The organism is Pseudomonas sp. LBUM1645 (assembly GCF_059716185.1).
Map to the genome: position 1 here is coordinate 2,488,873 of NZ_CP166811.1, position 25,641 is coordinate 2,514,513.

26 protein-coding genes are annotated in these 25,641 nt (G+C 56.7%); 12 read left to right on the plus strand and 14 right to left on the minus strand.

What is annotated here, in order from left to right:
* Window positions 1–54 precede the first annotated feature (54 nt).
* The 3 genes from ACA079_RS11045 to ACA079_RS11055 all read left to right on the plus strand — a co-directional run bounded on the left by ACA079_RS11045 (window position 55) and on the right by ACA079_RS11055 (window position 2,659).
* Window positions 55–1,020: a GlxA family transcriptional regulator gene (locus tag ACA079_RS11045; protein WP_497703478.1), complete on the plus strand. Its 966-nt coding sequence runs from the start codon at window positions 55–57 to the stop codon at window positions 1,018–1,020.
* Window positions 1,021–1,058: 38 nt separating this feature from the next.
* Window positions 1,059–1,448, plus strand: coding sequence for a c-type cytochrome (locus ACA079_RS11050; RefSeq protein ID WP_497703479.1), 390 nt, complete (start codon window positions 1,059–1,061; stop codon window positions 1,446–1,448).
* An 80-nt stretch (window positions 1,449–1,528) separates the two neighbouring features.
* Window positions 1,529–2,659 carry a sterol desaturase family protein gene (locus ACA079_RS11055; RefSeq protein ID WP_497703480.1) on the plus strand — a complete coding sequence of 377 codons (1,131 nt, stop codon included), beginning with the start codon at window positions 1,529–1,531 and terminating at the stop codon, window positions 2,657–2,659.
* Here the strand turns inward: ACA079_RS11055 and ACA079_RS11060 are convergent.
* From ACA079_RS11060 to ACA079_RS11075, 4 genes are all read right to left on the minus strand, one after another.
* On the minus strand, window positions 2,554–4,269 hold the full coding sequence (locus tag ACA079_RS11060) for an amidase (RefSeq protein ID WP_497703481.1): 1,716 nt from the start codon (window positions 4,267–4,269) through the stop codon (window positions 2,554–2,556). The genes ACA079_RS11055 and ACA079_RS11060 overlap by 106 nt on opposite strands.
* A gap of 181 nt (window positions 4,270–4,450) precedes the next feature.
* Window positions 4,451–4,879 carry a nuclear transport factor 2 family protein gene (locus ACA079_RS11065; RefSeq protein WP_497703482.1) on the minus strand — a complete coding sequence of 143 codons (429 nt, stop codon included), beginning with the start codon at window positions 4,877–4,879 and terminating at the stop codon, window positions 4,451–4,453.
* Window positions 4,880–5,235: 356 nt separating this feature from the next.
* A complete protein-coding gene (locus ACA079_RS11070; protein WP_497703483.1) occupies window positions 5,236–5,808 on the minus strand; it encodes a chorismate mutase in 573 nt (190 codons plus the stop codon).
* Between the two features lie 153 nt (window positions 5,809–5,961).
* Entirely contained in the window at window positions 5,962–6,363 is a 402-nt protein-coding gene (locus ACA079_RS11075) for a hypothetical protein (protein WP_497703484.1), read from the minus strand.
* A 237-nt stretch (window positions 6,364–6,600) separates the two neighbouring features.
* Here ACA079_RS11075 and ACA079_RS11080 point away from each other — a divergent pair, with 237 nt between their 5' ends.
* On the plus strand, window positions 6,601–8,274 hold the full coding sequence (locus ACA079_RS11080; protein WP_497703485.1) for a hypothetical protein: 1,674 nt from the start codon (window positions 6,601–6,603) through the stop codon (window positions 8,272–8,274).
* A 25-nt stretch (window positions 8,275–8,299) separates the two neighbouring features.
* On the plus strand, window positions 8,300–9,145 hold the full coding sequence (locus tag ACA079_RS11085; RefSeq protein ID WP_497704304.1) for a helix-turn-helix transcriptional regulator: 846 nt from the start codon (window positions 8,300–8,302) through the stop codon (window positions 9,143–9,145).
* A gap of 45 nt (window positions 9,146–9,190) precedes the next feature.
* Here ACA079_RS11085 and ACA079_RS11090 read toward each other — a convergent pair whose 3' ends face one another.
* Window positions 9,191–9,700, minus strand: coding sequence for a YkgB family protein (locus ACA079_RS11090; protein WP_497703486.1), 510 nt, complete (start codon window positions 9,698–9,700; stop codon window positions 9,191–9,193).
* A 119-nt stretch (window positions 9,701–9,819) separates the two neighbouring features.
* Entirely contained in the window at window positions 9,820–10,095 is a 276-nt protein-coding gene (locus ACA079_RS11095; RefSeq protein WP_497703487.1) for a LysR substrate-binding domain-containing protein, read from the minus strand.
* Between the two features lie 273 nt (window positions 10,096–10,368).
* On the opposite strand from ACA079_RS11095, the gene ACA079_RS11100 reads away from it, so the two are divergent.
* Entirely contained in the window at window positions 10,369–11,043 is a 675-nt protein-coding gene (locus ACA079_RS11100; protein ID WP_497703488.1) for a DUF3313 domain-containing protein, read from the plus strand.
* On the opposite strand, the gene ACA079_RS11105 is transcribed toward ACA079_RS11100, so the two are convergent.
* Genes ACA079_RS11105 through ACA079_RS11115 form a run of 3 tightly spaced genes read right to left on the minus strand, consistent with a single transcriptional unit; the run spans window position 11,033 to window position 14,743 of the window.
* Window positions 11,033–12,067: a DUF2955 domain-containing protein gene (locus ACA079_RS11105; RefSeq protein WP_497704305.1), complete on the minus strand. Its 1,035-nt coding sequence runs from the start codon at window positions 12,065–12,067 to the stop codon at window positions 11,033–11,035. The two genes, ACA079_RS11100 and ACA079_RS11105, sit on opposite strands and share 11 nt — an antisense overlap.
* A gap of 4 nt (window positions 12,068–12,071) precedes the next feature.
* On the minus strand, window positions 12,072–13,211 hold the full coding sequence (locus ACA079_RS11110; protein WP_497703489.1) for an HlyD family secretion protein: 1,140 nt from the start codon (window positions 13,209–13,211) through the stop codon (window positions 12,072–12,074).
* The gene (locus ACA079_RS11115) at window positions 13,208–14,743 is read right to left on the minus strand and encodes an efflux transporter outer membrane subunit (protein WP_497704306.1); all 1,536 of its coding nucleotides are present in this window, start codon (window positions 14,741–14,743) and stop codon (window positions 13,208–13,210) included. Before ACA079_RS11115 ends, ACA079_RS11110 begins: the two co-directional genes overlap by 4 nt.
* A gap of 207 nt (window positions 14,744–14,950) precedes the next feature.
* Between ACA079_RS11115 and ACA079_RS11120 the strand changes: the two genes are divergently transcribed.
* Window positions 14,951–15,475, plus strand: coding sequence for a transporter suffix domain-containing protein (locus ACA079_RS11120; RefSeq protein WP_497703490.1), 525 nt, complete (start codon window positions 14,951–14,953; stop codon window positions 15,473–15,475).
* Between the two features lie 147 nt (window positions 15,476–15,622).
* Here ACA079_RS11120 and ACA079_RS11125 read toward each other — a convergent pair whose 3' ends face one another.
* On the minus strand, window positions 15,623–16,294 hold the full coding sequence (locus tag ACA079_RS11125) for a DUF3313 domain-containing protein (protein WP_497703491.1): 672 nt from the start codon (window positions 16,292–16,294) through the stop codon (window positions 15,623–15,625).
* 254 nt (window positions 16,295–16,548) lie between these two features.
* Here ACA079_RS11125 and ACA079_RS11130 point away from each other — a divergent pair, with 254 nt between their 5' ends.
* Genes ACA079_RS11130 through ACA079_RS11145 form a run of 4 tightly spaced genes read left to right on the plus strand, consistent with a single transcriptional unit; the run spans window position 16,549 to window position 20,001 of the window.
* A complete protein-coding gene (locus ACA079_RS11130; RefSeq protein ID WP_497703492.1) occupies window positions 16,549–17,145 on the plus strand; it encodes a paraquat-inducible protein A in 597 nt (198 codons plus the stop codon).
* Window positions 17,142–17,786, plus strand: coding sequence for a paraquat-inducible protein A (locus ACA079_RS11135; RefSeq protein WP_497703493.1), 645 nt, complete (start codon window positions 17,142–17,144; stop codon window positions 17,784–17,786). The genes ACA079_RS11130 and ACA079_RS11135 overlap by 4 nt, the downstream gene beginning before the upstream one ends.
* Window positions 17,767–19,422 (plus strand): PqiB family protein, encoded by a 1,656-nt coding sequence (locus tag ACA079_RS11140; RefSeq protein WP_497703494.1) that lies wholly within the window; start codon window positions 17,767–17,769, stop codon window positions 19,420–19,422. The genes ACA079_RS11135 and ACA079_RS11140 overlap by 20 nt, the downstream gene beginning before the upstream one ends.
* 18 nt (window positions 19,423–19,440) lie before the next feature.
* Window positions 19,441–20,001 carry a PqiC family protein gene (locus ACA079_RS11145; RefSeq protein WP_497703495.1) on the plus strand — a complete coding sequence of 187 codons (561 nt, stop codon included), beginning with the start codon at window positions 19,441–19,443 and terminating at the stop codon, window positions 19,999–20,001.
* A gap of 482 nt (window positions 20,002–20,483) precedes the next feature.
* On the opposite strand, the gene ACA079_RS11150 is transcribed toward ACA079_RS11145, so the two are convergent.
* Window positions 20,484–21,827, minus strand: coding sequence for a 2-hydroxycarboxylate transporter family protein (locus ACA079_RS11150; RefSeq protein WP_497703496.1), 1,344 nt, complete (start codon window positions 21,825–21,827; stop codon window positions 20,484–20,486).
* 129 nt (window positions 21,828–21,956) lie between these two features.
* On the opposite strand from ACA079_RS11150, the gene ACA079_RS11155 reads away from it, so the two are divergent.
* Window positions 21,957–22,874: a LysR substrate-binding domain-containing protein gene (locus ACA079_RS11155; protein WP_497703497.1), complete on the plus strand. Its 918-nt coding sequence runs from the start codon at window positions 21,957–21,959 to the stop codon at window positions 22,872–22,874.
* Window positions 22,875–22,926: 52 nt separating this feature from the next.
* Here ACA079_RS11155 and leuD read toward each other — a convergent pair whose 3' ends face one another.
* The 3 genes from leuD to ACA079_RS11170 all read right to left on the minus strand — a co-directional run bounded on the left by leuD (window position 22,927) and on the right by ACA079_RS11170 (window position 25,610).
* Window positions 22,927–23,532: a 3-isopropylmalate dehydratase small subunit gene (gene leuD, locus ACA079_RS11160; protein ID WP_497703498.1), complete on the minus strand. Its 606-nt coding sequence runs from the start codon at window positions 23,530–23,532 to the stop codon at window positions 22,927–22,929.
* 3 nt (window positions 23,533–23,535) lie between these two features.
* Complete coding sequence (leuC, locus tag ACA079_RS11165) at window positions 23,536–24,957, minus strand: 3-isopropylmalate dehydratase large subunit (RefSeq protein ID WP_497703499.1); 1,422 nt, start codon at window positions 24,955–24,957, stop codon at window positions 23,536–23,538.
* 158 nt (window positions 24,958–25,115) lie between these two features.
* A complete protein-coding gene (locus ACA079_RS11170; RefSeq protein WP_497703500.1) occupies window positions 25,116–25,610 on the minus strand; it encodes a PaaI family thioesterase in 495 nt (164 codons plus the stop codon).
* Window positions 25,611–25,641 lie beyond the last annotated feature (31 nt).

Consider the following 25,641-nt stretch of genomic DNA (forward strand, 5'->3'; position numbering starts at 1 on the left):
TAAGGTAGGTGCGCAAATGACTTTTTTCATGCGAAAAGCGCAATAGGATCATTTATGCACGTCACGCTTTTACTGGCGGATCAATGTTCCGCCGCCAGCGCCACGATGGCCCTGGAAGTGCTCAGCGCCGCCAACCTGTTTGCCGACACGGCCAGCGCGCCTTTTGAAGTGGTCATCGCCTCGCTTGATGGTGGTGATGTCGCGGCGTGGGGAGGGCAAACACTGCGCGTGGACCTGTCCACCGTCGAGATCCCGCGAACCGATCTGGTGCTGATCCCCGGATTCCTCTTCACCTTGAAGGACGCCTTGCCGGCCTTTTCGGCTTATGGGCCGTGGCTGCGTCAACAGCATGCGCAGGGTGCCGTGCTGGCGTCGATGTGCACGGCGGCGTTCATGCTGGCCGAAACGGGCCTGCTGGACGGCGTTCGTGCTACCACGCATTGGGCCTTTGCAGACTTCTTTCGTCGTCGGTATGCCGAGGTCTGTCTGGAGGAGACGCAGATCCTCTGTGAGGACAATCGCGTGATCACGTGCGGGGGCGCGAGTGCCGCCATGGATCTTTTGCTGCACCTCGTGCGCCGGTTCGCTTCACTGGAACTGGCGCAAAAGTGCAGCAAATACTTGCTGGTCGACGCTGTGCGCAGCGAGCAATCGGTGTATGTCATGTGGTCATTGCCGAAGAACCATGGGGATGGTGACATCCTGCGGGTTCAACACTGGCTGGAGGAACGCTTCGATCAGCCGCTGCTGATTGATGACGTCGCCCAGCAATTCGGGTTCGGCGTCAGGAACTTCAAACGGCGTTTCAAGGAGGCCACCGGTTACACACCCATTACCTACCTGCAAACCCTGCGTCTGGAGAAGGCAAAACAGCTTCTTGAATCCACCCGCATGACACTCGACAGCATTACTTACGCCGTGGGCTACGAAGACGGTAATTCGTTCCGTAGACTGTTCCGCCAGCGAGTGGGTTTGCTGCCGGCGGCGTACAGGAAAAAGTTTCAAGCGGGTGCGTGTTGATTCACTTGCGTTAAGCCACAGATGATTGGGAGCAAAAATTGCAGAAAGCCGCCGTACTCACCTTCGCCCTGATGCTCAATGCAGGGGTGTTCAGCGCACAAGCACAGGCCGCCGGCGATGCTGAAGCGGGTGCGACACTGTTCAAGCGGATATGCGGTGGCTGCCATCAGGTCGGAGAGTCGGCACGCGGTTCATTCGGGCCGCAGCTCAATGGCATTTTTGGACGCCCTTCGGGCAGCACCACGGATTACCAGTATTCCGATGCGATGAAATCAGCCGGTATCGTCTGGACCCGCGAAACGCTGACCGCGTACCTTGAAGATCCGAAAGAAGTGGTGCCCGGCACCCGCATGATTTTCTGGGGGCTCAGCGATCCGGAGAAGATTGAAAACCTTTTGGCGTACCTTCAGACGTTTCAGCCGCAGTAGGACTTTCGCCAGGCGCGGAACACCCGCTGATGACGATCTGATTTACAATTTCCCTCTTTTGACGGTTGGGGCAGCCGTTCATGGATGTACTCGCGTTTCTGTACGACAACCTGATCAAGTGGGTGATCGAGCCTGTCACGGATCAGTTTCTTGGCATTTTCGATCTGAACGGCCGCTTCAGCATCGTGTTTCTCTGCGTGTCCTACAGCATCGCCTACAGCCTGTACCGCTTCAGAAAATATCGCGGGCTGACCGACGCACGTTCTTTCTGGCAGTTCATCGGCGGGCACCGGGTTCATTTTCATCCCTCGGCGTTGCTGGATTACCGGTACTACTTCGTGCGGGCCATCCTGAAGGTCGCGCTGGTGCTGCCCATTGTTGGCTTGGTCGATCCGTACGTCCTGCGTTCCGGCGACTACATTTCGTTTTTCAATAATCTTTGGGGCGCGCGCGTGCAGGTGGGGGAGAACCTTTCACTCTCCTTGCTCTACGGGCTGGGCGTGTTTCTGGTGCAAGACTTCATCCATTACTGGGGCCATCGCGCCTTTCATTCCCGGTATCTATGGGCGTTCCACAAAGTCCATCATTCCGCGCCTGTCCTGGTGCCGGCGACGGCAAGCCGGATTCACTTTGTGGAAAAAATGGTCGAAAAACTGACTGACACCGTCTTCCTCGGCGCTTTTGCCGGGGTCTTCTGGTACGCCTGTGGCGGGGAGACCAGCAAGTACACCTTGTTCGGCGTGACGTATATGGTTTTGATCCTCAATGCCTTGGCGGCCAATTTGCGTCACAGCCATGTCTGGCTGTCTTTCGGGCCCGTGGTCGAGCATGTACTGAACAGCCCGGCGCAGCACCAGATTCACCACAGTGACGCGCCCCGACACTTCAACAAGAATTTCGGTATCAACCTGTCACTCTGGGACTGGATGTTCGGTACGCTCTACGTCACACACTCGACGCCCGAGCCTATTCAGTTCGGCACCGGCAAGCAGGATCACGACCGTTACCTGACGCTCTATAGCCTGATCGTCACGCCCTTTGTGGACATCGCCCGCAAGGGCCAGAGGGCAGGATTGGCGCGTGTACGGCCCCAATCCCGCCCTTTCTATTGTTGGCCCACCGGCAAAGGTGGGGTGCGAGGCGGGATCATTCGTTTTGACCCGATCGACTCGAACGCCGAAGCCAGGCGCAGCAGCGTCGAATCGTCATAGGCACGACCGGCGAATGTCAGCCCGACGGGCATGCCGATGTCCGGCATGACGCCCATCGGCACTGTGACCGTGGGAACGCCCAGGTGCCGGATGGCGAGGTTGCCGTTGGCGACCCAAACGCCATTGCTCCACGCGATATCCGCAGACTTCGGATCGACATCGGCATTCGCCGGACCCACGTCGGCGACTGTCGGGAATAGCACCGCATCGAGCCGCAGCCGATCCATCCAGTGCTCCAGATCGATTCGACGCGTCTGTTCAAGTCCGCGCAGTCCGTCAGGCACGGTGGTGATCTGGTCCCACGGTGTGATGCCGCGCTCGGCCATCTTCACGTATTCGTCCATGCCTGCGGCAAGGTCGTCCTCCCGGTTGGGGAGAGTGCCCGGGTCGTGGGGGAAAATCAGCGGTCCGTCGACATCGGCCAGACGGTTCAACTTGGGATCGCCATTGGCCCGCAGAAAATCATCGAACGCCCAGGCCGACAGGTCCCACAATTCATGATGCAGGAACTCTTTGGACACCAGGCCCCGCGTAAATACGGTCGGCGCACCCGGGCGATCACCCTCGCAATTGGAGACCAGCGGGAAATCGACTTCGATGACTTCGGCGCCAGCGGCTTCGAGTGCCTTGCGAGCCTCTTCCCAGAGCCCGATCACGGAAGGACGGGTGATGATTCGCTGCCCCGTCGGACCACCGATGCCAGGCGAATCGCTCGTGCCCGCTTCGGGATCCGCGTTGATGTACATGCGCGGAACACCAAAGCGCTTTCCTGCCAGTGCATCGGACTTCACGGCCAACTCGGCATAGGAAGCGGGGCGCACCGAGGCGACACTCGGAATCGGCACCCAGGGTTGCATCCGCCACAGATCGCCACGGGTGTCGGGATCATCCGCCACCACCACGTCAAGAACCTCAAGGAGATCGGCCATGGTTCTGGCAAACGGCACGACAACGTCCATCGTCGGCGTCAATGGCCAGTTGCCGCGAACCGAGATCACCCCGCGCGAAGGCGTGTAGGCACACAAACCGTTGTTCGATGCAGGGCCGCGTCCGCTCGACCAGGTTTCTTCCGCGAGACCGAATGCCGCGAAGCTGGCGGCAGTTGCGGTACCGGCGCCGTTCGATGAACCCGAGGCGAAGGGAGCGGTGAGATAGTCAGCGTTATACGGGCTTTCCGCACGGCCGTAGACCCCGCGCTGCATGCCGCCGTTTGCCATGGGCGGCATATTGGTCTTGCCCAGGCAGATCGCGCCAGCAGCGCGAAGCCGTTCGATCGTGAACGCATCGCGATACGCAATCAGGTTCGCGAAGGCGGGACTGCCGGAGGCGGCAGTGAGCCCCTTCACCAGGTAACTGTCCTTAGCCGTATAGGGAATGCCATCGAGCGGACCCAGTGTCTCGCCCTTGGCCCGACGGGCATCGGACGCCTGCGCCTCGTTCAGCGCCTCGGGATTTCGAACCACCACCGCGTTGAGGGCGGTGGGCGTGTCAGGACCGTCGTACGCATCGATCCTGTCAAGATAGGCCTGGACCAGTTCAACCGCAGTGGTTCGGCCGGACTCGAGCGCAGCACGCAGTTCGGCAATGGAAACTTCGGTGACCTCGATCATGCTGTTACCACCGTCTGCTGATGGGCGACGCGATGAATGTTGCCATCGCGCTGAATGTTGGGCTCAGGTACATCACTAATCTCAAAATGGGTATTCATCGGTGTTCTCGTTGCGCTGCTTTTCGCGCTCTATTTAACACCAAGCCGGGAGCAGAGGCATCGCCCAAGGCGATGCAATGTCTTCAAGCTTTGCTGGCCGCCAGATAAGCGCCAAGGCGTTGTCCCATTTGCTCGCCCAAGGCTTGCAGGCCACTCAAGGGACGGACCATCACTTCAAACTCGACTATTTTTCCTTGTTCATTGAACCGGATCATGTCGATGCCCTTTAACTCTTTTCCGCCGACTTTGGCGCTGAACTCCAGGACGACGTTCAGCCCATCTGCGGTCGACAGTTCCCGGTGGTAGACAAAATCCTCAAATACCTCGACGACCGTGTTGAGAATCATCGATACCACGGCTGCACCCGGGTAAGGCGTATGAGCCATCGGGGAGCGGAATATCGCCTGTGGGTCCAGCAAACCGGGCAGGGCGCTCAAGTCATTCTTGCTGATCATGTCGTGCCACTGGTTCAGGGATTCTGCGGCTTTGGGATGCAGGTTCAGTTCAGACATTTCAACTCCGATGGTTTGCCGTGAGACATTCAATAGTGCCGCCAAGGCTGACTTGCGACCCTGCGGATGCACTAAAAGTAGCTCACAAAAAAAAGCCCGGCTGATCAGGCCTAATGCTATTCACTTAAGCGCGGGCGTCCACATTTGTGGCGAGGGGATTTATCCCCGTTGGGCTGCGAAGCAGTCGTAATCCAGACAACTTAGTCTGTCTGAAAAGACGCTGGGGCCGCTTCGCAGCCCAACGGGGATAAATCCCCTCGCCACGGGTTCGTGCTTGACTGAAGAATGTCTTAAGTGAGCAGCATTAGGTTGATCAGGCCGGGCTTCTTTTTAGAGACCGCTTTAAAACTACTCAGTCACTGAGCAGCGACACACAGTTCCCCGGTGGCGCGTATCAGTGCCTGACCATGCAGGCCATCCTTGATCAGGCTGGATCGTTCTTTGGCTAGCCAGTCCGCGCATTCCGGGTCATTGCGATAAGGCGCGAAGGCGGCATATTGCTGCAACAGGCGGTTTTGCAGCTCATCGAGCTGTGGCCGGATTTGATTGGCGAGGTCTGGCCGTGGCGTGTCAGGCGCCTTGCCGGCCTCTCGCCATTGGGCTACCAGCCCGTACTGCACCAGTTTGTTGGCTTCAATCTGTGCGGCGATCAATTCGGCGAACTCGTCGGGGTCCAGTTTGCGGTCAACGGCCAGCTTCCTGGCGTTGGCGATGACTTGCGCTTCCCGGGCACTGTCCTGGATCGGTTTGCCACTGTCCCACTTGGTCAGCGCCACGAGATCAGCAATGCTCAGCCGTTCATTCAACGTTACCAGCAGCGGTTGCAAGCTATCCGGCGCCGGGGAGGGCGCGCTGGCCTGTGCGCTGCAGGCGAGTAAACCGAGGACGACGCAGGTCAGCAGTTGCGGTAAGCGTGGGGAGTGGAGCATGGACAAACCTCATTGGGTACGGGACTCACAATCAGGTGTTATGTATCACAGGTGCGGCGGAGTCATTAAGCAGGGATCGATTTATTTTGTGCACGAAAAAGCCCGGCTTGTCAGGCCGGGCTTTTCGTTGAGTGTCGCGGTAAAGCTATTCATTTATACAGCGCGGTTTTCGATCAGGCGATCCGAACCACCTTCGGCAACGCGGTTTTCAATCAGACGGTCAGAGCCACCTTCAGCGACGCGGTTTTCAATCAGACGATCCGAACCACCTTCAGCGACGCGGTTTTCGATCAGACGATCGGAGCCACCTTCGGCCACACGGTTTTCGATCAGACGATCCGAACCACCTTCTGCAACGCGGTTTTCGATCAGACGGTCGGAACCACCTTCAGCAACGCGATTCTCGATCAAACGATCCGAACCACCCTCAGCCACACGACTTTCAATCAGACGATCCGAGCCGCCTTCAGCGACAACCGGGTGAGCAGAGGTAGCGGCGAAAGCGTTAACTGCAAAAACCGAGAAAGCGATGCTGAGGAGGATTTGGCGTTTCATGATGGTGTGCTCCGGGGTGTAGTTGTTTGGTATGGAGGCGATGTTACGCCGCAGATTTTTTATGAGAACTTCATTGAGTTGATGGTGACTATCGACGCCGGCAATGATCCTCCTGTCGTCGGCTCTGCCGCTCAGCCAGAACCGCGGGGGTATGCTGGACCTCTTGAACTGTCGAGGTTCTCCAGGTCCGCAAGGATTTCCTGCGAGGTTCCCTGCTCTGGTCGGGAGGATAAATCGATGCACGACTATTACGATTTGGGCACCTACAGCCGCCCGGTGACGACCCACTCGTCCCAGGCCCAGCGCTGGTTCGATCGTGGCTTGTTGTGGTGCTACGGCTACAACCACGACGAATCCATACGCTGTTTCCAAAAGGCGATCGAACACGACCGCGATTGCGCGATGGCCTACTGGGGCATCGCTTACGCTTCGGGCCCCAACTACAACAAGCGTTGGGATGCCTTCATCGAACAGGAGTTGAAAGAGGCCGTGGCCCAGGCCCGACTGGCGACGCAAACCGCGCTGGCACATATCGACGGCGCAACACCGGTGGAACAGGCGCTGATCCGCACGCTGGAACAACGCTACCAAGCCGATCAGGCCACCAGCCTCGACCAACTCTTCGCCTGGAACGATGCCTATGCGGCGTCCATGCGCGATGTCTACAAAGCCTTTCCCGAAGATCCCGATGTCGTTGCGCTGTTTGCCGAAGCGCTGATCGACCGCACACCCTGGCAATTGTGGGACCTGAAAACGGGTAAACCGGCGCCGGGTGCCGACACGCTTGAAACGGTGGACGTGCTGGAACGGGCGCTACGGCGGATGGAGCAGCACGGCGATGCGCCGCACCCCGGCGTACTGCACATGTACGTTCACACCCTGGAAATGTCGCCTTACCCGGAACGGGCATTGCGAGCCGGCGATGTCCTGCGTGACCTGGTGCCGGACGCCGGACATTTGCGCCATATGCCGTCGCACATCGACGTGCTTTGCGGTGATTATCGCGGGGCCATGGTCACCAATAGCCGGGCGATTCTGGCCGACGGCAAATACCTGGAACAGGAAGGGCCGCTCAACTTCTACACCTTGTATCGATGCCACAACTATCACTTCAAACTCTATTCGGCGATGTTCCTCGGGCAGTACCAACCGGCCCTGGAAGCCGCCGATCAACTGATGTCGACCATCAGGGAAGAACTGCTGCGCGTGGAGCAACCGCCCATGGCCGACTGGCTGGAAGGCTTCGTGTCGATGAAGGTCCACGTGCAGATACGCTTCGGCAAATGGCAGGACATCCTCGCCACACCGCTGCCGAACGACCAGGCGCTGTACTGCGTGACCACGGCGATGCTGCATTACGCCAGAGGCGTGGCGCATGCGGCCACCGGGTATATCGCCGCCGCAGAAGCCGAACAGCGTCTATTCCTCGAAGCCTGGACCCGAGTGCCGGACACACGCTACCTCTTCAACAATAAATGCACCGACATTCTGGCGGTTGCCGCAGGCATGCTGCGCGGGGAAATCGAGTACCGTAAAGGCAATTACGACGACGCCTTCGCTCACTTGCGCCAGGCACTGTCTCTGGACGACAACCTGCCTTACGACGAGCCATGGGGCTGGATGCAACCGGTGAGGCATGCATTGGGCGCGTTGCTTTTAGAGCAGGGCAGGGTAGAAGAAGCCTTGCAGGCTTATCGTGCTGATCTGGGACTGGACAACACACTCAGCCGTGCGTCCTGGCATCTGGACAATGTGTGGAGCCTGCACGGCTATGTGGAATGCCTGAGACGACTGGGCCTGGATGCCGAAGCTGCTGCCGCCCAGACGCGCCTTGCTCTGGCCATGGCCCGGGCGGACGTGGAGATTAAGGCCTCGTGTTTTTGCCGTGTTGGGGCGGGGTGTTGTCAGTGATGCCCGAAAGCGCCGGAGATTGCCTATGGATCGCTTGTCTACGTTGTTGTCGCAGTTCGGCGTGCGCGCAAACCTGTTTTACAACGGCAATCTTTGCGGCATGGCGTCATACGATGGCGCTGACCAGCGCGGGCATATTCACCTGCTGCAGGCAGGTAGCGTCACTTTGCAGGGGGCTGATCGCAAGGACTTGCTGCTCACCCAACCCAGTCTGATTTTTCTGCCACGCCCAAGTCGGCATCAACTGTTCGCCGGTGAGCCCGAGGGCGCTCAACTCTTGTGTGCGTCGATGAAGTTTGAGGGCGGGGTCGATAACCCGATATCCGCTTCGTTACCCGATTGTCTGGTGCTGTCCCTGGATGAGCTACCGCTGCTGGCCGATACACTGAAATGGATGTTCAGTGAGGCGGCAGGCGGACATTGTGGCAGGGAGGCAGCGTTGGATCGCTTGTTCGAACTACTGATCATCTTGTTATTTAGGCATCTGCTCGACCATCACCAGTTGCGGACCGGAATGATGGCTGGGCTGGCCGATGTGCGGCTGGCGCGCTCGCTGGTACAGATGCACAACGCACCGGATCGTGCCTGGTCGGTTGCCGAGCTTGCGAGCGAGTCGAACATGTCGCGCGCAGCCTACGCTGTGCATTTCCGGGCCGTTATAGGACAGACACCCGCAGATTATCTGTTGAGTTGGCGTATCAGCCTGGCGCAGAAGCGCCTGCGTGAAGGGCGGCCGATCACGCTCATCGCGGCCGAGGTCGGTTATGAAAGCCCTTCGGCACTTGCCCGCGCGTTTCGTCGCAAGACGGGCTATAGCCCTCGGGACTGGATGAAAGATTTGGCAGGGGAGAATGATGGGGCAATGGCCTGAATGCATCGAATCGCTTTAGGCCATTCCAGGAGGAGAGTCATCGGTTTAACGGTTTTCCAACTCAGTCAGAGAGTGGCCAGCCACAAATATAGAAGCGGCAAGCAACCCGATGTCTTTGAGGAGAAACTGGCCCGGCGCAACCGTAATGGCTGGAAAGCCGAGGCCGGGTTCAATCACGCCTGGCGTCGAAAACATAAAGCTCAAGGTGGTGAAAAACAATCCGGCAGACAACGCGCCACCGATCAATGAAAGCTTGGGTGAGAGCAGGCGACCTGCAATCAGAACACCGATCGAGACTTCCAGAACGCCGAGTAAGCTGGAGAAGGTATCGACACTGAAGATGTCATAAACCCACCCCAGGAAAGGGCTGTTGCTCACCAGCGGAACCAGTCCCTGTGCCTCGTAGTGCGTGAACTTCATGCCGCCGAACCAGAAGTAAATGACGGCGAGCGCAAAGTAAGCACCGTAGGTTCCAAACGCCATGGTTTTAATCCCGAGCGTTGAATTGTTATGTGCGTTGTTGGTTCTGTAGTTCTCAATGCTTAAGGTTTTCATGATCAAGGCTTCCAAGAGTGTGGGGACGAACGCTATTCAGCAGCCCAACGCGGTTTACGTTGGGAGTGAACACAGTGTTGCCTTTGATTCCACGCTCGTGGCTTCTGAACGTATTGCGTTCAGTGCAGATCGTCTTGACTCACTGTAGTGAGGCGCTCTGCGAGAAAGGCGATGAACACGCGAGTTCTGGCCGGCACATAATCGCCAGCCGCCCTGAGCGCATATATGGCAGAGGTGCTTGGACTTGAAAACGCCTGCAACAACGGTATCAGGTGCCCGGCTTGCACATCCTCGTTCACCATGTATTTGGGTAGGCGGGCGATCCCCGTACCCGCCAGGCATAGCGTGCGAATCGCGTGGGGGGCCGGATAGGATAGGGGTGGCTTTCGACCCATATCGGACAAGGATTATGTAAAGCGAACTCAATTGACATCGATTAATATCCGTTGAATCCACAACCCAAAGCAGCCATTCGCGGAGTGCGGCTTACGGCCAGAAGCAGCCATTCAGCCCGGAGACACCGAGACCGCATTACTGATACGTTGGATCTATTGCTTTCCTTCCTGACTAACTATGCTGTACAGCGGTCAATTTTTCGCTCCTACCAAGGATGGGCATTTGTTCACCTGTTTAACGGGTCGATGCTCTTTATTAATAAAGGATTCATCATGGATAAATCACGCTATTGGCTTTCTGGTGTCGTACTGAGCGCAATGTTGCTCGGCGGTTGCGCTTCCAAAGTCACGAAAGTAGACCAGTACTCAGGTTACTTGGATCGTTATGACGTTTTGCAGCCATCGGTTTCTGCCACGGGCGCACCAACACTTCGATGGGTTTCCCCGACTTTTAATCCGGCAGCATTTGATACGGTCGACTTCGACGGGTTGGAATTGTTTCCAGCGCCCAGGGCAACCGATCGCGTAAATATGCAGACATTCGTGCAACTTCAGCAGGCTGCCAACCAGGCTGTCGTCACAGCACTGTCCAAGCGATACCGGGTATCCAATACCTTGCAGCCCTTGCCTCCCAATGCGCATCCTCTGGTCATGAAAGCTGCGATTACCGGAGTCAATGCCTCCAACGAAGGCATGAAGTGGTATGAAATCATTCCTGTAGCGGCAGTTGTGGGAGGCGTCGGTGCCGTCACCGGACATCGCGATCAAAACACCGAGTTGTATGTAGAGGCCGTCTTGCTCGACCCCGCCACCAATGAGCCGGTAGCAAGAGCCGTGCGCAAGGTGTTTGGGAAAAAACTGGAAAACGCTTCGACGCAGATCAGGACCGAGGACTTCACCCAGGCCATCAATGGATTGGGCGCTGATCTGAGTGCGTTCATTCGTTAGTCGTCAGTAAAGTCTGCGACTCACGCCGTTGATCGAGCAGATGAACCATCAGGCAGGCATACAGCGTCACGAGGATGAACAAACCCATGCGGATGGCGAACGCTGTGTAAACGTCCTTGCCTGCTGCGCTGTCCTGTACCGACTGGCCCAACAGGATGATCAGCGTGATCAAACTGTTGAGCCAGAAGCCGGGACTCAATCGCGTGGGGCTCAGGGCATACAGCTTGCGCGCCAGCACCAGGCCGAACAGCAGCATCCACAGAAAGAACATCCACAGATGCACAAACAGACTGAGGGCGCTCCAGAAGAGGATCGCCAATAGGCCTGCAAGCAAGGTTGAGCCGAGGAGCTCGCGACCGGCGTTGCGGGCATTCGTCGTGGAGCTTTGCTGACCCAGGCCGACGGCCTTCAGGATGATCGGCAGATAACCGGCCGGGTCGATCAGCGCCAGCAGGAATGTCGGCAGGACGATCAGGGTTGCACGCAGCGCAACCCGACTGACTTCTTCTGCCGGCAGGGGTGGGGCAGGTGGCGGGGAAGGGGCATTGGGTGGATCCGGGAATAGCACATGACTGAACGCCACAACGACAACGGCGAGCAGCAAACCCTTGACCAGTGCGCCGATGACCATCGCCGCCAGATCGAATTCGGCGATACCGGCCGAGGAAATCATGGTCAGGCCAATCACCAGGAAGGTCATGATCAAGGCGTTGCCGCCGCGCAGGCCAAAGCGGAAGGCCAGGAACAGACCGACGCTGATCAACAGCACGCCGCTGACGGGGTAATAACGCAGGACCGGAATCAATAGCAGGCCGATGCCGGTGGTCAACATGGCGGCCAGTGCGAGAACCAGTCCGGCCTTGAACGGCAGCGGGCGATTGACCGAGGCCAGCAACAGCAGGCAAAGCACCGGCGCCATAAAAGGAATCGGCAAGCCCAGGCCGAAACTGGCGGTGAGGCACAACGCTGTACCGGTGGCCAGGCGCAGTGCGCGTTGATCCCGCGGCGTGCGCCGAGTAGACATACCCTTAATAGGCATAGCTCAGCCAGCTCATGAACCCCACAAACACGCGGCCGAGTGGGTTCAGCGGATTGCCCTCGGTGGGGAAGGCCATGACTTCGGCCTGCCCACCGGCACGGATCCCCCGACTGTCACGCAACGTGTTCAACGAGTCTGGCGAAAACTCGATAATGACCGGAAAACGCTGGGCCGGACGCAACCAATCGCGGCTGTTCTGCACGCTGGGCAAGGTGCCAGGTGCGGGTGTCTGCCCCACGCTGACGCCGTAACCGACGCTGCGCACGCGCCCCTCGAATACTTCCCCCGGCAGAGCATCCAGAACAATCGAAACCGGCGTGTCGAGCTTCACCAGACCGAGGTTGTTCTCGGTCATGTCCGCGCTGATCCACACATCATGAATGGCGATCAGAGTCATGACCGGGCTACCGGCAGCGGCGAATTGCCCAGCGTCAGTACGCAGATCCGTAATCAGCCCGGCCGAGCGAGCGCGAATCTGCGTATTGGACAGATCCAGTTCGGCTTTGGACAACGCCGTGGCGGCACTGCGCAGCAAGGCGTTGTCTTCCTCGCTGCCACCTTCCTGCTCACGCGCGCGCTGCACTTCGGCGCGGGCAGCGGCGACCTGACTCACAGCCTGTTCGCGGTTGGCGCGAGACACTTCGAGCAGGCGCACGGAAATGGTGCCCGGGTCTTCGCGATACAAACCTTCAAGACGCTGATTGTCCTGGCGCGCCTTGAGCTCATTGGCCTGGGCAGCCCGCAAGTTGGCTTGCGCCGAGGCAATGCCGGCGGTGCTCGCACCGATCTGTCGGCGGGTCGATTCAAGGTCGGCGCGCGCACGGTCGACGGCAATCTGGTACGGCTGCGGGTCCACCTCGAAAAGGACTTCGCCGGCCTTGACGTCCTGGTTGTTACGCACGTTCACCCTGATCACGCGGCCAGCCACTTCCGAGGCGACCGGAATCACAAAGGCACCCACCCGGGCCTGTTGTGTGTAGGGGGTGAAACGATCCGCCAACAGGTACCAAGTCAGGCTCAGGAGGATCAGTAGGAGGACCCACTTGATGCTTTTTTTCGCCGGGTCGGCAGCCGGAGCGGGTGCCTGGGCGACTGGGGGCTCGGACGAGGAAGGGGCGGTTTCACTCATTGGTCTTTTACCTTGTAAGACATTGGAATGGCAGGCTGTGCAGTGGCGGGCTCTTTCAGCAGATCGCCCCAGTCGGTGCGTTTTTCCATTTGCTGGCGGGTGGCTGGATCAACTTTCGGCTGGGCGCTGTACCAGCCACCGCCCACGGCTTTGTACAAGGCAATGACATTACTGACGGCATTGCTGCGGGCGACCAGATAATTGTCCTGTTGTTCGAGCAAGGCACGCTGCGCATCCAGCACCCGCTGGAAGTCCGAATAACCTTCGCGATACTGCGCGCTGGCCAGCACCAGCGAACGCTTGGCGGCTACTTCGGCCTCACGCAGGATGCCTTCGCGCTCAAGGGATTTGATCAGGCCATAGGCCGCATCGTCTGCCTCGCGTGCCGCCTGGCGAACCTTGTCGCGGTAGGCCTCGATCAACTGCTGCAACCGCGCATCCTGCACGCGCACGTTGTTGCTGATCTGGCCGTGATCAAACAGATTCCAGCGCAGGCTGGGGCCGCCGATCAAATCCAGATTCCGGGGCGTGCCACTGAGCGTGTCGGTGGACCAGACGATGCTGCCCAGCAAGGTCAGCGACGGATAGAAATCGCTCTCGGCCACACCGATCAGCGCTGACTGGGCGGCGACATTAAGCTCGGCGGCGCGCACGTCGGGTCGACGCAGGAGCAGGTTGGCCGGTACATCTTGCAACACTGCACGGTCGACCAGCGGGATCAATCCCACGTTCTCGACCAGTTGCGGCAGCACGCCGGGCGGTTGACCAATCAACACCGCCAACGCATTGCGGGTCCGTTGTAACTGGTCTTCAAAATTGGGGATGGTGCTCAACGTACCCAGGTATTGGGTCCTGGCTTGTTGCAGGTCGAGCTCGGCAGTTTGGCCACTGTTGAAGAGCTTTTCGGTGATCTCGAAGTTGCGCTTTTGCTGTTTGGCGTTTTCCCGGGCGACACGCAAACGGGCTTCGGTGGTGCGCAGCGAAAAATAGGTATCGGCCACTTGCGCGCGCAGCAGTACGAGCACGTCTTCATAGTTGGCCTGGGCGGCGAAGTAGCTGGCATCGGACGACTCGATGGCGCGACTGAAGCGGCCCCAGAAATCGAGCTCCCAACCCACGTCGAACCCCACGCTGTGTTGCCAGAAATGGCTGTCTTGCGGGTTAGTCCCACCGGATTGCCTGCGGTTGAAGTAAAGACTGTCGGCACTGGCTTGCTGCAGTTGCGGGTAAAGACCACTTTGAGCAATGCCGAGTTGCGCACGGGCTTCCATAACGCGCAGGCCGGCGATTTTGAGGCTGGAGTTGCGTGCATCCGACTCGGCAATCAAATGATCGAGGACCGGATCGGCGAAGACTTGCCACCACTGACGAATGTCCGGGTTCAGGCTGCGCTGGCTGGATTGCTCGAGGGCAGGGGTGCTCCAGTGTTTGACCCATGCTTCTCCAGGTGCCTGGAAATCCGGTCCAAGCCGTACACAGCCGCTGAGGCCTAGAGCACCCACCAAGAGGAACCGGCTTGGGCGTATCAACACGGCTGCACGTGAAAGCATTGGTTTTTTCCATAAAATGTTCAGTGGTGCATAGCGGCCCGTTTGGGGCGTGTAGTAATGTCCATCACCACGTGGAGTTATCAATCTGCGCTACTAAAAAAACGTAATCAGGCGCTCGTTTTATCGTGCCCGCTGCTACTCTTCTGCGCTGTAAAATCCGCTAAAAATGATAAGTAAGGTAAAACATTAATGAATTCCACACCGATCACGGCGACCCCTCATTCTGCCGGCTGGCGTTTCAAATTGGGTATTGCGATTATTTGTTTAATGGCAGGTTCCTGGTTGATGGTGCCCATCCTTGCAGCGACCGGGGTATCAGGTTCCAAGATCGCAGCATTCACGGGCATCTTGTTTATCAGTAACAAAATCCTGCTGATTCTAGTCATCGCCATCCTGGGCAAGTCAGGGTTCCAACAACTGAAACGCACTGCATTCGGTTACGTCTCCAACCTTGCACCAAAAGCCGATTTTGACGTAGGTCCTGTTCGTCACCGAGTGGGTATCGTCATGTTCTGTTTGCCATTGATTTCCGCATTTCTTGAACCCTACATCGACAGCATTTGGCCTGGTCTTAGACCCAACCTTTGGCAACTTCAAGCGCTTGGCGATGCCATGTTGATTGGCAGTTTCTTCGTACTAGGGGGTAATTTCTGGGAGAAGGTGCGCGCGTTATTTATTCGAACCGCTCGGGTTAGCAATACAGAAGCGATCTAACTTGGAAACAGGAATTTCTGTACTGGTCAGCGTGCCCCTTACACATCCAGGCAACTCGTAAAAGTTGCCTGGATTCGCGAGAGGCGGAATCAGTCCACTAAAGAACCTGCTGACCCAACGAAAATTCGCCTCCCTTTTTTAACTGGATCAATTACTTTTGAGCTTTACGTAAGTCTGGTTCAAGTCGCTCGCCCAGCCATCAAGCACTTTTTTCATATCGGTTGCTTTCATGACTTGACTGTCATTTTCCAATGGCGCCCCCATGCCCTTGCGCACCACCTGCGCAACGATCTGCTTCGATGCACCGTCGAGGAAAACAGCTTCAGTCGCGATATGGGTTTCTTGATCGCGGACACCAGAGGCTGTGGTGACGGCCGCTGCTACCAGGGTGATCGGAAGCACTTCGTAAAATTGTAAGCCTTGCGTTTTGCTACTAACTGCAGTAATGGCGGGCCGAACTATAAGCGTTTTCGGACCGGGCGATGTCGTCACAGGTAAGGACTTTCCTAGTTCACGTTTGAGTGCCTGATCATAATAAGAAGTGATGCCCTGCAACGTGCTTTGCGGTATTTTTTCGGTCGCTTGCGGCTTAGGGTAAAGTTGGCTTGGCTCAACATAGAAGCTGGTGAAACGATTCAGGTCGAGCTTGGGATCAATCCAGCGCATAACCGGCAGACCGGATGCAGACTGAGCTTCGGTAAGTCGACTGTAGTCCTTCAGAAAACCGGAATACTCATCAGGTTCACTCAACTTGCTCGCACACCCAGTCATCGTTAAGGAAACAACACAAAGCGAACTCAACAAAAACGCAAATCTCATTTTTTGAATCTCCTTGACTGTCGCGAGGCAATGGCCGCTCAGTCAGCCTGAAATGAAAAGCAAGCAGATACTTCTTATTCCCGATTTCTAATGATCAGGCAATAGAGCACCAAGGTGTATACCAAAATTTCTGCCGCCTGTGTTGAACCGGCTCACAGGCTTAGTCATTTTTCTCAATAAAATTTGCTCATTTCCCCAACATCTCTATATTGACTCACCTTCGGTATTCTTCGACTTTTTGACGAGTAAGATCCATGGCGAATCGTGACCAGTTGGTCATCTGTGAGCACTGCGACTGCGTGTATGACAAAGTTACGCTCGTCAACTATCAAACCTCTTATTGTTCGCGTTGCGATGGCGTTCTTCAGCGCTTTAACGGTTTGTCGGTGGAACAGCGCCTGGCGCTGACTTTTACCGCGGCAGTGCTGTGGGTTTTCGCCAACTTCTACCCGGTCATGAGCATCAGTCTGCAAGGTTTGAAGAGCAGTGCCACGTTATGGGATTCGGTGCTGGCACTCAGCGTGGGCCCCATTACCTTCATCGCGCTGGTGGCCGCGATTGCCATGATCATCGCGCCCATTTTTCAGCTGATTTTATTAGTCTGGGTCCTGAGTTTCGCTCTCGTAAAGCGACGTTCGCCGGGGTTCAAGCTGTGCATGCGCTGGCTGGAAAGCCTCAGGCCCTGGAGCATGCTGGAAGTCTGTCTTCTGGGGGCAATGGTGGCGGTGTTCAAACTCGCCGGTTTGCTCGATGTGCTGCCCGGCATCGGCCTGTTTGCGCTAGCTGTGCTCAGCTTGATGATGATCCGCATTGCCGGGCGCGATATCCGCGAGCTGTGGGACATCTTATGAAAACACCACCGATCGCCAGCGAGCTCGACCTGTGCTTGTGCCATAGCTGCGGCCTGGCCTGCGACATGACCGATAACCCTCACGAATGCGAACGCTGTAGCGCACCACTGCATGCCCGAAAAGCCAATTCATTAACCCGCACATGGGCCTACCTGCTGGCCTCACTGGTGTTTTATATCCCGGCCAATCTGTTGCCGGTGATGAATACCACCATGCTCGGCTCCGGGTCCGACAGCACCATCATGAGCGGTGTGCTGGAGTTCTGGCAGCACGGCGCCTGGGACATCGCCCTCATTATCTTCATCGCCAGCATCGCAGTGCCAGGCGTCAAGTTCGTCGCCCTGACGATGCTGCTGGTTACCGTGCAACGCGGCAGCCTTTGGGCGCGCAAGGAACGTTCGAAGCTTTACCGTTTCGTCGAACTGATCGGCTACTGGTCGATGCTCGACGTGATTGTTGTCGCGCTGGTCGCAGCGCTAGTGAAATTCCAGGCCCTGGGCGATATCGAACCGCGCGCAGGCATTCTGTTTTTTGGTCTGGTGGTGATATTTACCATGCTGTCTGCCATGAGTTTCGACCCGCGTCTGATCTGGGATAACCCACAAAAAAAGGAGCAAACGAATGACGCTGCAAGTCACTGACAGGCCGCAAGTCCCGGGGCAAGCCCCAATCAAGACCCGCCGTTTCAGCGTTTCGCTGGTGTGGATCGTGCCAATCATCGCGGTGTTGGTAGGGATTTCGTTGGTGGTGCACAGCCTCATGCAGGAAGGGCCGACGATTACCATTACGTTCAAGACCGGCAGTGGCCTGACTGCCAACAAGACCGAAGTCAAATACCGCAATGTGGTCATCGGCCATGTCTCGGAAGTGAAGCTGAGCGACGATCAGAAGAGCGTCAACGCCACGATCAAACTCGACAAACAGGCTGAAAGCTTCACCCGCGAAGACTCGCAATTCTGGGTCGTGCGTCCGCGTATTGGCGCCGGCGGAGTGTCGGGTATCGATACCCTGCTGTCCGGGGACTACATTGGCGCCGACATCGGCCAGGCCAATGCTCGTTCCAAACACTTCACAGGCCTGGAAAACCCGCCGCCCATTACCTATGGCGAGCCGGGCAAGCGCTTCACACTGCGCACCCAAGACTTGGGCTCGCTGGACATCGGTTCTCCGGTTTACTACCGCAAGATTCCAGTCGGCCAAGTGGTGGCCTACGCCTTGGATGCGGAGGGCAAAGGGGTGAATATCGAAATTTTCGTGCATTCGCCTAATGACGCCTACGTCACTGAAAACACCCGGTTCTGGAACGCCAGTGGTATCGATGTAAGCGTCGGTGCCAATGGTTTTGCGGTGAAGACCGAATCCCTGTCTTCGTTGTTGGTGGGTGGCATCGCGTTTCGCGCGCCGGAATACAGTCCCAACGATCTGTCGGCCAGCGAAGATAAAGCCTTCGACCTGTTCGATGATCAGCAAACCGCCCTTGCCCCGCCCAACGGTAAGGGGCAGTACTTGAGCCTGCGTTTCGATCAGGCATTGCGCGGGCTCAAGATCGATGCACCAGTGGAATTCCTCGGCGTGGAAATTGGCAAAGTCGTGTCGGTCAATCTGGATTTCGATGCAAAAAAACGCAGTTTTCCGGTCAATGTCGGCATCGTGATCTACCCACAACGCCTCGGCCAGGCCCACGGCAAAATGCTTAAGGTCTTGAAGCATGACCCCAATGACGAAACCGCTGGCATAAGGCTGATGGGCACCTTCATCGAAAACGGCCTGCGGGCCCAGGCCCGTAGCGGCAATCTATTGACCGGCCAGCTTTACATCGCGCTCGACTTCTACCCCAAAGCAGAGAAAGTCGCTTTTGATCCAACTGCCCGTCCCGTCACTATTCCCACCATTCCTGGCAGCCTCGAGCAGTTGCAGGAAAAACTGGAAGGCATGGTCAACAAGATCAACCAGCTGCCAATCGAACGCATTGCCGGCAACCTCGACAGCAACCTCGTCGAACTGCGCAAAGGCCTGACACAATTCAATGCCAAGACCCTGCCCGGTGTGCAGACCACCCTGGCGGACGTCAGCAAGACCTTGCAATCGGCCAGTTCGACTCTCGCTGAAGACTCGCCGCAACGGGAACAGTTGACCCAGACCCTGGATGAACTCGGGCGCATGTCGCGCTCCTTGCGTGAACTCTCGGATTACCTGGGCCGGCATCCGGAGTCGCTGCTTCGTGGTCGTCCCGACAATGCCGCACCAATAGATTTGAAGGCGCCACCGCGCAACTGACCACAGGAGCAACACCCCATGGCTTTTCCGCTGAAGATCACCTTGGTTACCGCGCTGTTACTGCTCACCGCTTGCCGCAGTGATCCGATTCAATTTCACACGCTGATGCCGGCCCAACCGAGCGGCAATTCAAGGACCAGCGCTGCGGATATTCAGATCGAGGGCCTCAGCGTACCGCCTCAGGTCGATCGTCCGCAGATTGTCATCCGCCAGGGCAACAGCGGCCTGGCCATTCTGGAAACCCAATGGTGGGCCGCGAGCCTGGTGGATGAGTTGCGCAGTGCGCTGGTCGATCAAATGACCAACAACACGCCCCAGCGCAAACTGTCGGTGCGCCTGGACGTGCAGCGTTTTGACTCGATTCCCGACCAGTACGCCTTGCTCGACGTGAAATGGCGACTGCGCACAACAGGCGAAGCCGTTAACTCGTTGGTGACTTGCCGAACGACCCTTCGCTCGCCATCCGGCCCCACTATCGATGACTTGGTGATAGCCCATCAAGACAATGTAAAACGCCTGGCCGCCATAATCAGTGAGGCTTCCGGTAGGACATTTGGTGACTGCCCCGTCGTGCAGTAAAAAAATGTTTTAAGGCCAGCTAACAACTGACGGAGTGATTCAAACGGGCGGTCAGATTCAAGTGCTATCGCCCCGTCCGTTGCTGTGTTCAATGGCTATATCGGGCAGCAATCACAACTGGCAGCGGTGGATATGCAGAGTAACGTCACTACACGAAAGACTTTCTAACCTGTTAGCAATCGGTGGGCAGCACTTCCTCATGACCGAAAATCAAGCGAGTATCCGAGGTCTTTCCAAGACACCCGATGACTGCTTTTGGCTGTGGATTCAACCGGTCGTGAAGGACCGCAACCCACAACCCCATGCTGACATTCGGCTCGGGGTTTTCAATCGCGTCGAATGCTATATCGACTTGCAACACCGTGTGCCGCCGAGACGAATTCTTCGATGCCATTTTTGCCGGGTAAAAAAAGGTGTTCACTGGAAAGTGAACACCGTTGTGTTAATTGAAGGGTTAAGGAATGAGTCCTATGGACTCGCTATTAAGCAAACATCCGCAAAAGAATAGTCGCCAGGATCACCGTCGAAGCACCGCCAATGCGCGTAGAGATCTGTGCAAACGGCATCAGCGACATACGATTAGACGCTGACAGGATCGCAACATCCCCGGTGCCGCCAAGGCCGCTGTGGCAGCAGGTCACGATGGCTGATTCGATGGGGTACATTTTCATCAAGTTGCCGATGAAAAAACCTGCGACGGTCATTGAGACCACGACGGATACGCAGACCAGTACATAGCCGATAGAAAAGACTTTTACGACGCTATCAAGTGGGACATACAGCATGCCCAAGCCGATCATTACCGGCCAGATGAAGGCGGCGGAAACCAGCTTATAGAAAGTGTTTGCGCCTTTTTCCAGTTTTTCGGGCAGAACGCGGACGTACTTAAAGAGTACGGCTGCCAGAATCATCATGACAGGGCCAGGAATACCCACGACTTTCTCAAGCAGACCGCCAAGGACGAAGAAAGCGCAGATGACCAAAACGCCTGCCCCCATCACTCTGAAATCAATAACCGAGCTCTCTTCTTTGACCTGGAATTTGTCATTTTCGTCTTTGGCGCGAATCAGTGAACCCTCTCCATTCAGATGCGGGCGTTTAACCGCCAGACGAGCCAGATAGCCAGCGCAGATAATCGCTGCGATGTTGCCGACTACAGCGGCTGGCGCCAATTGAGCAACATAGATGTCCGGCGTGCCACCGAGGATCGCCGAGTAGGCCAGCGACAGCGGCAGAATCCCTTCACCGATACCCCCGCCAATGATCGGCACAATGATAAAGAAGAAGGTGTGGTGGAAGCTGTAGCCGACGAGTTTGCCGACTATCAGTCCACTGCCCACGGCAGCCAGGGTTCCGACGAGCAGAGGTATGAACATCCTTATCATGCCTTGGACCAGGATGAAGCGACTCATCCCCAGAATGCTGCCGACGACCAGGCTAGCAATCACGAAGTACAAAAAGTTGGCTTCCTTCATCAGCATTTTCGTAGCGTCAATCGTGGCGGGCCCGAAGAAGCCGTAGAACACCAGAATCGATGGCAACATCAAGCACAGAATGGCGCCTCCGCCGATGTCCTTCAAAATGGGCAGACGCGAACCCAGTTGGCCGAAGAACACGCCCATTGTCATGATGACGGCCAGCCCTCCGATCATGTTTTTCGGTAAGAAACCCAAGTGAGCCGACAGATAAACGATCACGGCGATGCCGAGAAATATCGGTAACGGGATCACACCAATTTCATAAGCACACAGGCTACGCAGGCGTTGACGAAACCCGGCATCAGGGACTTCGTCGATTTTCAGGGATGGCTCATAAGACTTGTTCATGTCGCTATTTCCTCATGTTGTTTTTATCGAGGACTCAGGAACTCACGGTTAACCAGGCGCTGGTTACCACTCGGTAATTCGATGCTATCCTTCGCAAATAGCGAGATAAATAGCGGAACTATGAGGCGTATGAACACGAAACGTGATCAATTTCCCTTGCCGGAAGACCTGAAAGTCTTTCTGACTGTCATTCGAAAAAATGGCTTCGCGAGCGCCGCAGAAGAGCTGGGGTATTCACCTGCCTACATCAGCAAACGTATTTCGGTACTTGAGTCGACTCTTTCTACAAAGCTGCTGCACCGCACGACAAGACGTATCGCGTTGACCGACGACGGTGAGCGAGTCCGGATGTGGGCAGAGAAGTTGCTGGGTGACTTCGACGATTTTGTTGGGGAAATATCCGAGGCGCGGCACCAACCCATGGGTTCGCTGCATATTTGCAGCAGCTTCGGTTTTGGACGCAACCACGTAGCGCCGGCCATCTGCAAGTTGTCGCAGACCTACCCAAAACTTGATATCCGCCTGGACGTATTTGACCGTGTCGTCGATATCGTCGGTGAGGGGTTCGACCTGGAAATACGGGTGGGGGATGACCTGCCGGGTCAGCACCTGGGCCGAAAACTTGTGAGTAATCGACGAGTGTTGTGTGCGACACCGGAGTACTTGGAGCGACGAGGCATGCCTCACTCGCTGGATGACTTGAAAGACCATGATTGTCTGGTGCTGAAAGAGCGCAATAACGCATTCGGCGTCTGGAACCTGACAAAGGATGGACAGGAAGAGTCGGTGCGCGTTAGCGGTCCTTTGTCCTCTAACAGTGGTGAGATCGTTCTGGAATGGGCCTTGAGTGGCGGCGGGATCTTGTTGCGGTCGATGTGGGACGTCAAACCGATGCTGGAACAAGGGCGACTGGTGCAAGTGCTTCACGAATACACTCAGAGTGCGAACGTATGGGCTGTGTATCCCACCAGGCTCAGCCAGTCGGCGAAACTGAGGGTTTGTGTCGAGTTTCTCGAAGAGTATTTTCGCGATCTATCAGTCGAGTAATGCACGGGCGGTGGATCAATCGGGCTATCCACCGCCAACGCATACCTTGCTATTACAGCCAGGGATTTTCCGACAGGTGCTGAGCTTCAAAACTTCGAATTTGCTCGGCACGTTGAAGCGTGGTGCCAATGGCATCAAGACCCAGCAGCAACGATTGCTTGCGCAACTGATCGATCTCGAAGGGAATGACCGCGCCGTCAGCTAGCTCGATTTTTTGCTCTGGCAGATTCACGCGGATCTTCGCTGTTTCTGCGTTGCTGATAACGCCCGAAATTTGTTTCAGCTGAGCTTCAGACACTTGAATGGCAAGTACGCCATTGCGCTGGCAGTTGTCGTAGAAAATGCCGGCAAAACTGGTGCCGATAAGCGCGCGGATACCCACCTGCTTCAAACCCCAAACGGCGTGCTCGCGACTTGAGCCGCAACCAAAGTTGGGCCCGACCACCAAAAACGCCGCATCGCTCCACGCCGGTTGGTTGAGGATGAACGCTGGGTTTGGCTCTCCGGATTCAAGGAACCTCAGATCGAAAAACAATCCTCTGTCTAACCCCTTGCGATCAATTCCCTTAAGGAATTGCTTGGGCATGATCACGTCGGTGTCGATGTTGGAAGCCAGGAACGGGGCGGCGCTGCCACTCACTGTATCGAAAGGTTGCATGCTTCAAGCCTCCAAAGCGAAAGAACGAACGTCGGTCAAATGCCCGGTTATCGCAGCAGCGGCAACCATGGCAGGGCTCATCAAGTGAGTACGTGCACCGGCGCCCTGACGTCCTTCGAAATTACGATTGGTGCTGGATGCGCATCGATCACCGGGTGCGAGCACGTCGTCATTCATGGCCAGGCACATCGAGCAACCTGATTGGCGCCACTCAAAACCGGCATCCAGGAAAATTTGCGCAAGCCCCTCTGCTTCAGCCTGGTTACGAACCAGGGTTGAACCGGGAACAATCATTGCCCGGACATGAGGAGCAACATGCTTGCCGCGCACAACTCGGGCTACATCTCGCAAGTCTTCGATTCGTGCATTGGTGCATGACCCAATGAAGGCGTGACTGATCACTACGTCGCTGAGTGGCATTCCTGGTTTCAGGCCCATGTAGTCCAACGCGCGTTGCATACCCTGGCGCAGAATAAGGTCTGGCTGTGTGGCTGGATCCGGCACATAACCGCCAACCGGTGCGGCCTGATCAGGGCTGGTCCCCCATGTGACCATGGGCTCCAACGCGTCGACGTCGAGCGTGACTTCGCAATCAAACAGAGCGCCTTCGTCGCTATGCAGTCCTCTCCATTTAGCGACTGCCTGCTTCCACATTTCACCTTGAGGTGCACGGGGCTTGAGTTGCAGATAGGCAAAGACCTTGTCGTCTGGCGCCATGAATGCGCCCCTGGCTCCTGCCTCCACGGCCATGTTGCAGATGGTCATTCGGGCTTCGACGCTGAGGTCATTGATCGCCGGCCCTGCAAACTCGATCGCGTAGCCCGTCGCGCCCGAAGCACCGATATTTTCAATCAGCGCCATGATGATGTCTTTGGACGTCACGCCTGTGCGAAGTGTCCCGTTCACGGTGACTCGCATGGTCTTCAGGCGCTTGTAGACCAGCGTCTGCGATGCCAGCAGATGCTCTATTTCAGAGGTGCCAATGCCGAAACCGAATGCGCCTAATGCACCATAGGTCGTGGTGTGACTGTCACCCGCGGCGACGACCATTCCTGGCAGGATAAAGCCTTGCTCGGGAGCCACGACGTGTTCGATACCCTGGCGCTTGTCGAGCACATCAAACAGTTCAATACCGAAGTCACGGCAGTTTTCTTCGAAGTACGACACCTGCTGTGCGCCGCCGGCGTCCGGCATGGTGGCAATGCGAATAGGCGCAGTCGGGTTAACGTGATCGACAACCGCTAGCGTTGCACTTGGGCGCCAGACTTTGCGGCCGGCTTCACGCATACCACTGAAGGCTTGCGGACTGGTGTATTCATTAGCGACTTGTCGGTCAATGTACAAAAGCACATGGCCTTGGTCATCGAGAGGACAAACAGTGTGACTGTCGATGTGCTTCTGGTAGAGCGTTCTAGGGCTGTTCATGGAGTGGGCTCTTTCTCTGTCTTATGCGAGATCACGGGTTCAACCTATGAACAGCATATTCATCGCAGATTCTGCATCAAGAGCACTAAAGTGAAGGCGTTGCGCACGAATTGTGAATAATCGGGCGCGTTTAGAAGGGATGGGTGGAAGCAACCTACCTACCGACTATGAGCAACGGCTGCCAGTTGCTCGGTATCTACGCGAACAAAAACGGAGTCTCCAATAGCCGTCAGCACATCCCCCGCGTAGACCTCGCAGATGACGCGAGTTTTGCGTCCGACTTCACCTTCGACTTTCGCGCGCAGGGTCAGCGGGACACCCATCGGTGTCGGTTTGATGAACTTGATGCCAAGGTTGCCAGTGACGCAATTGATGCGGGGGAGGCTTGCGACTTCGCGGTGTTCCGTGCGGTAGTGATAAGCCATCGCCGTCCAGTTTGAATGGCAATCAACCAGCATCGCTATCAGCCCGCCGTAAACCAGATCCGGCCAGCCGCAATACTTGGCATCAGGCAAGTGTTCGGCCATGACATGCACGCCGTCCTCATGCCAGGAGCTCTTGATGTGAAGCCCGTGCGGATTGCTGCTGCCACAGCCGTAACAAACGCCTTCAGGCGCGGCGGTGTCTTGCAAGGAAGTGTCGAAACTGGACATGACGTGGTCATCCTCAAACATGTGAACCAAA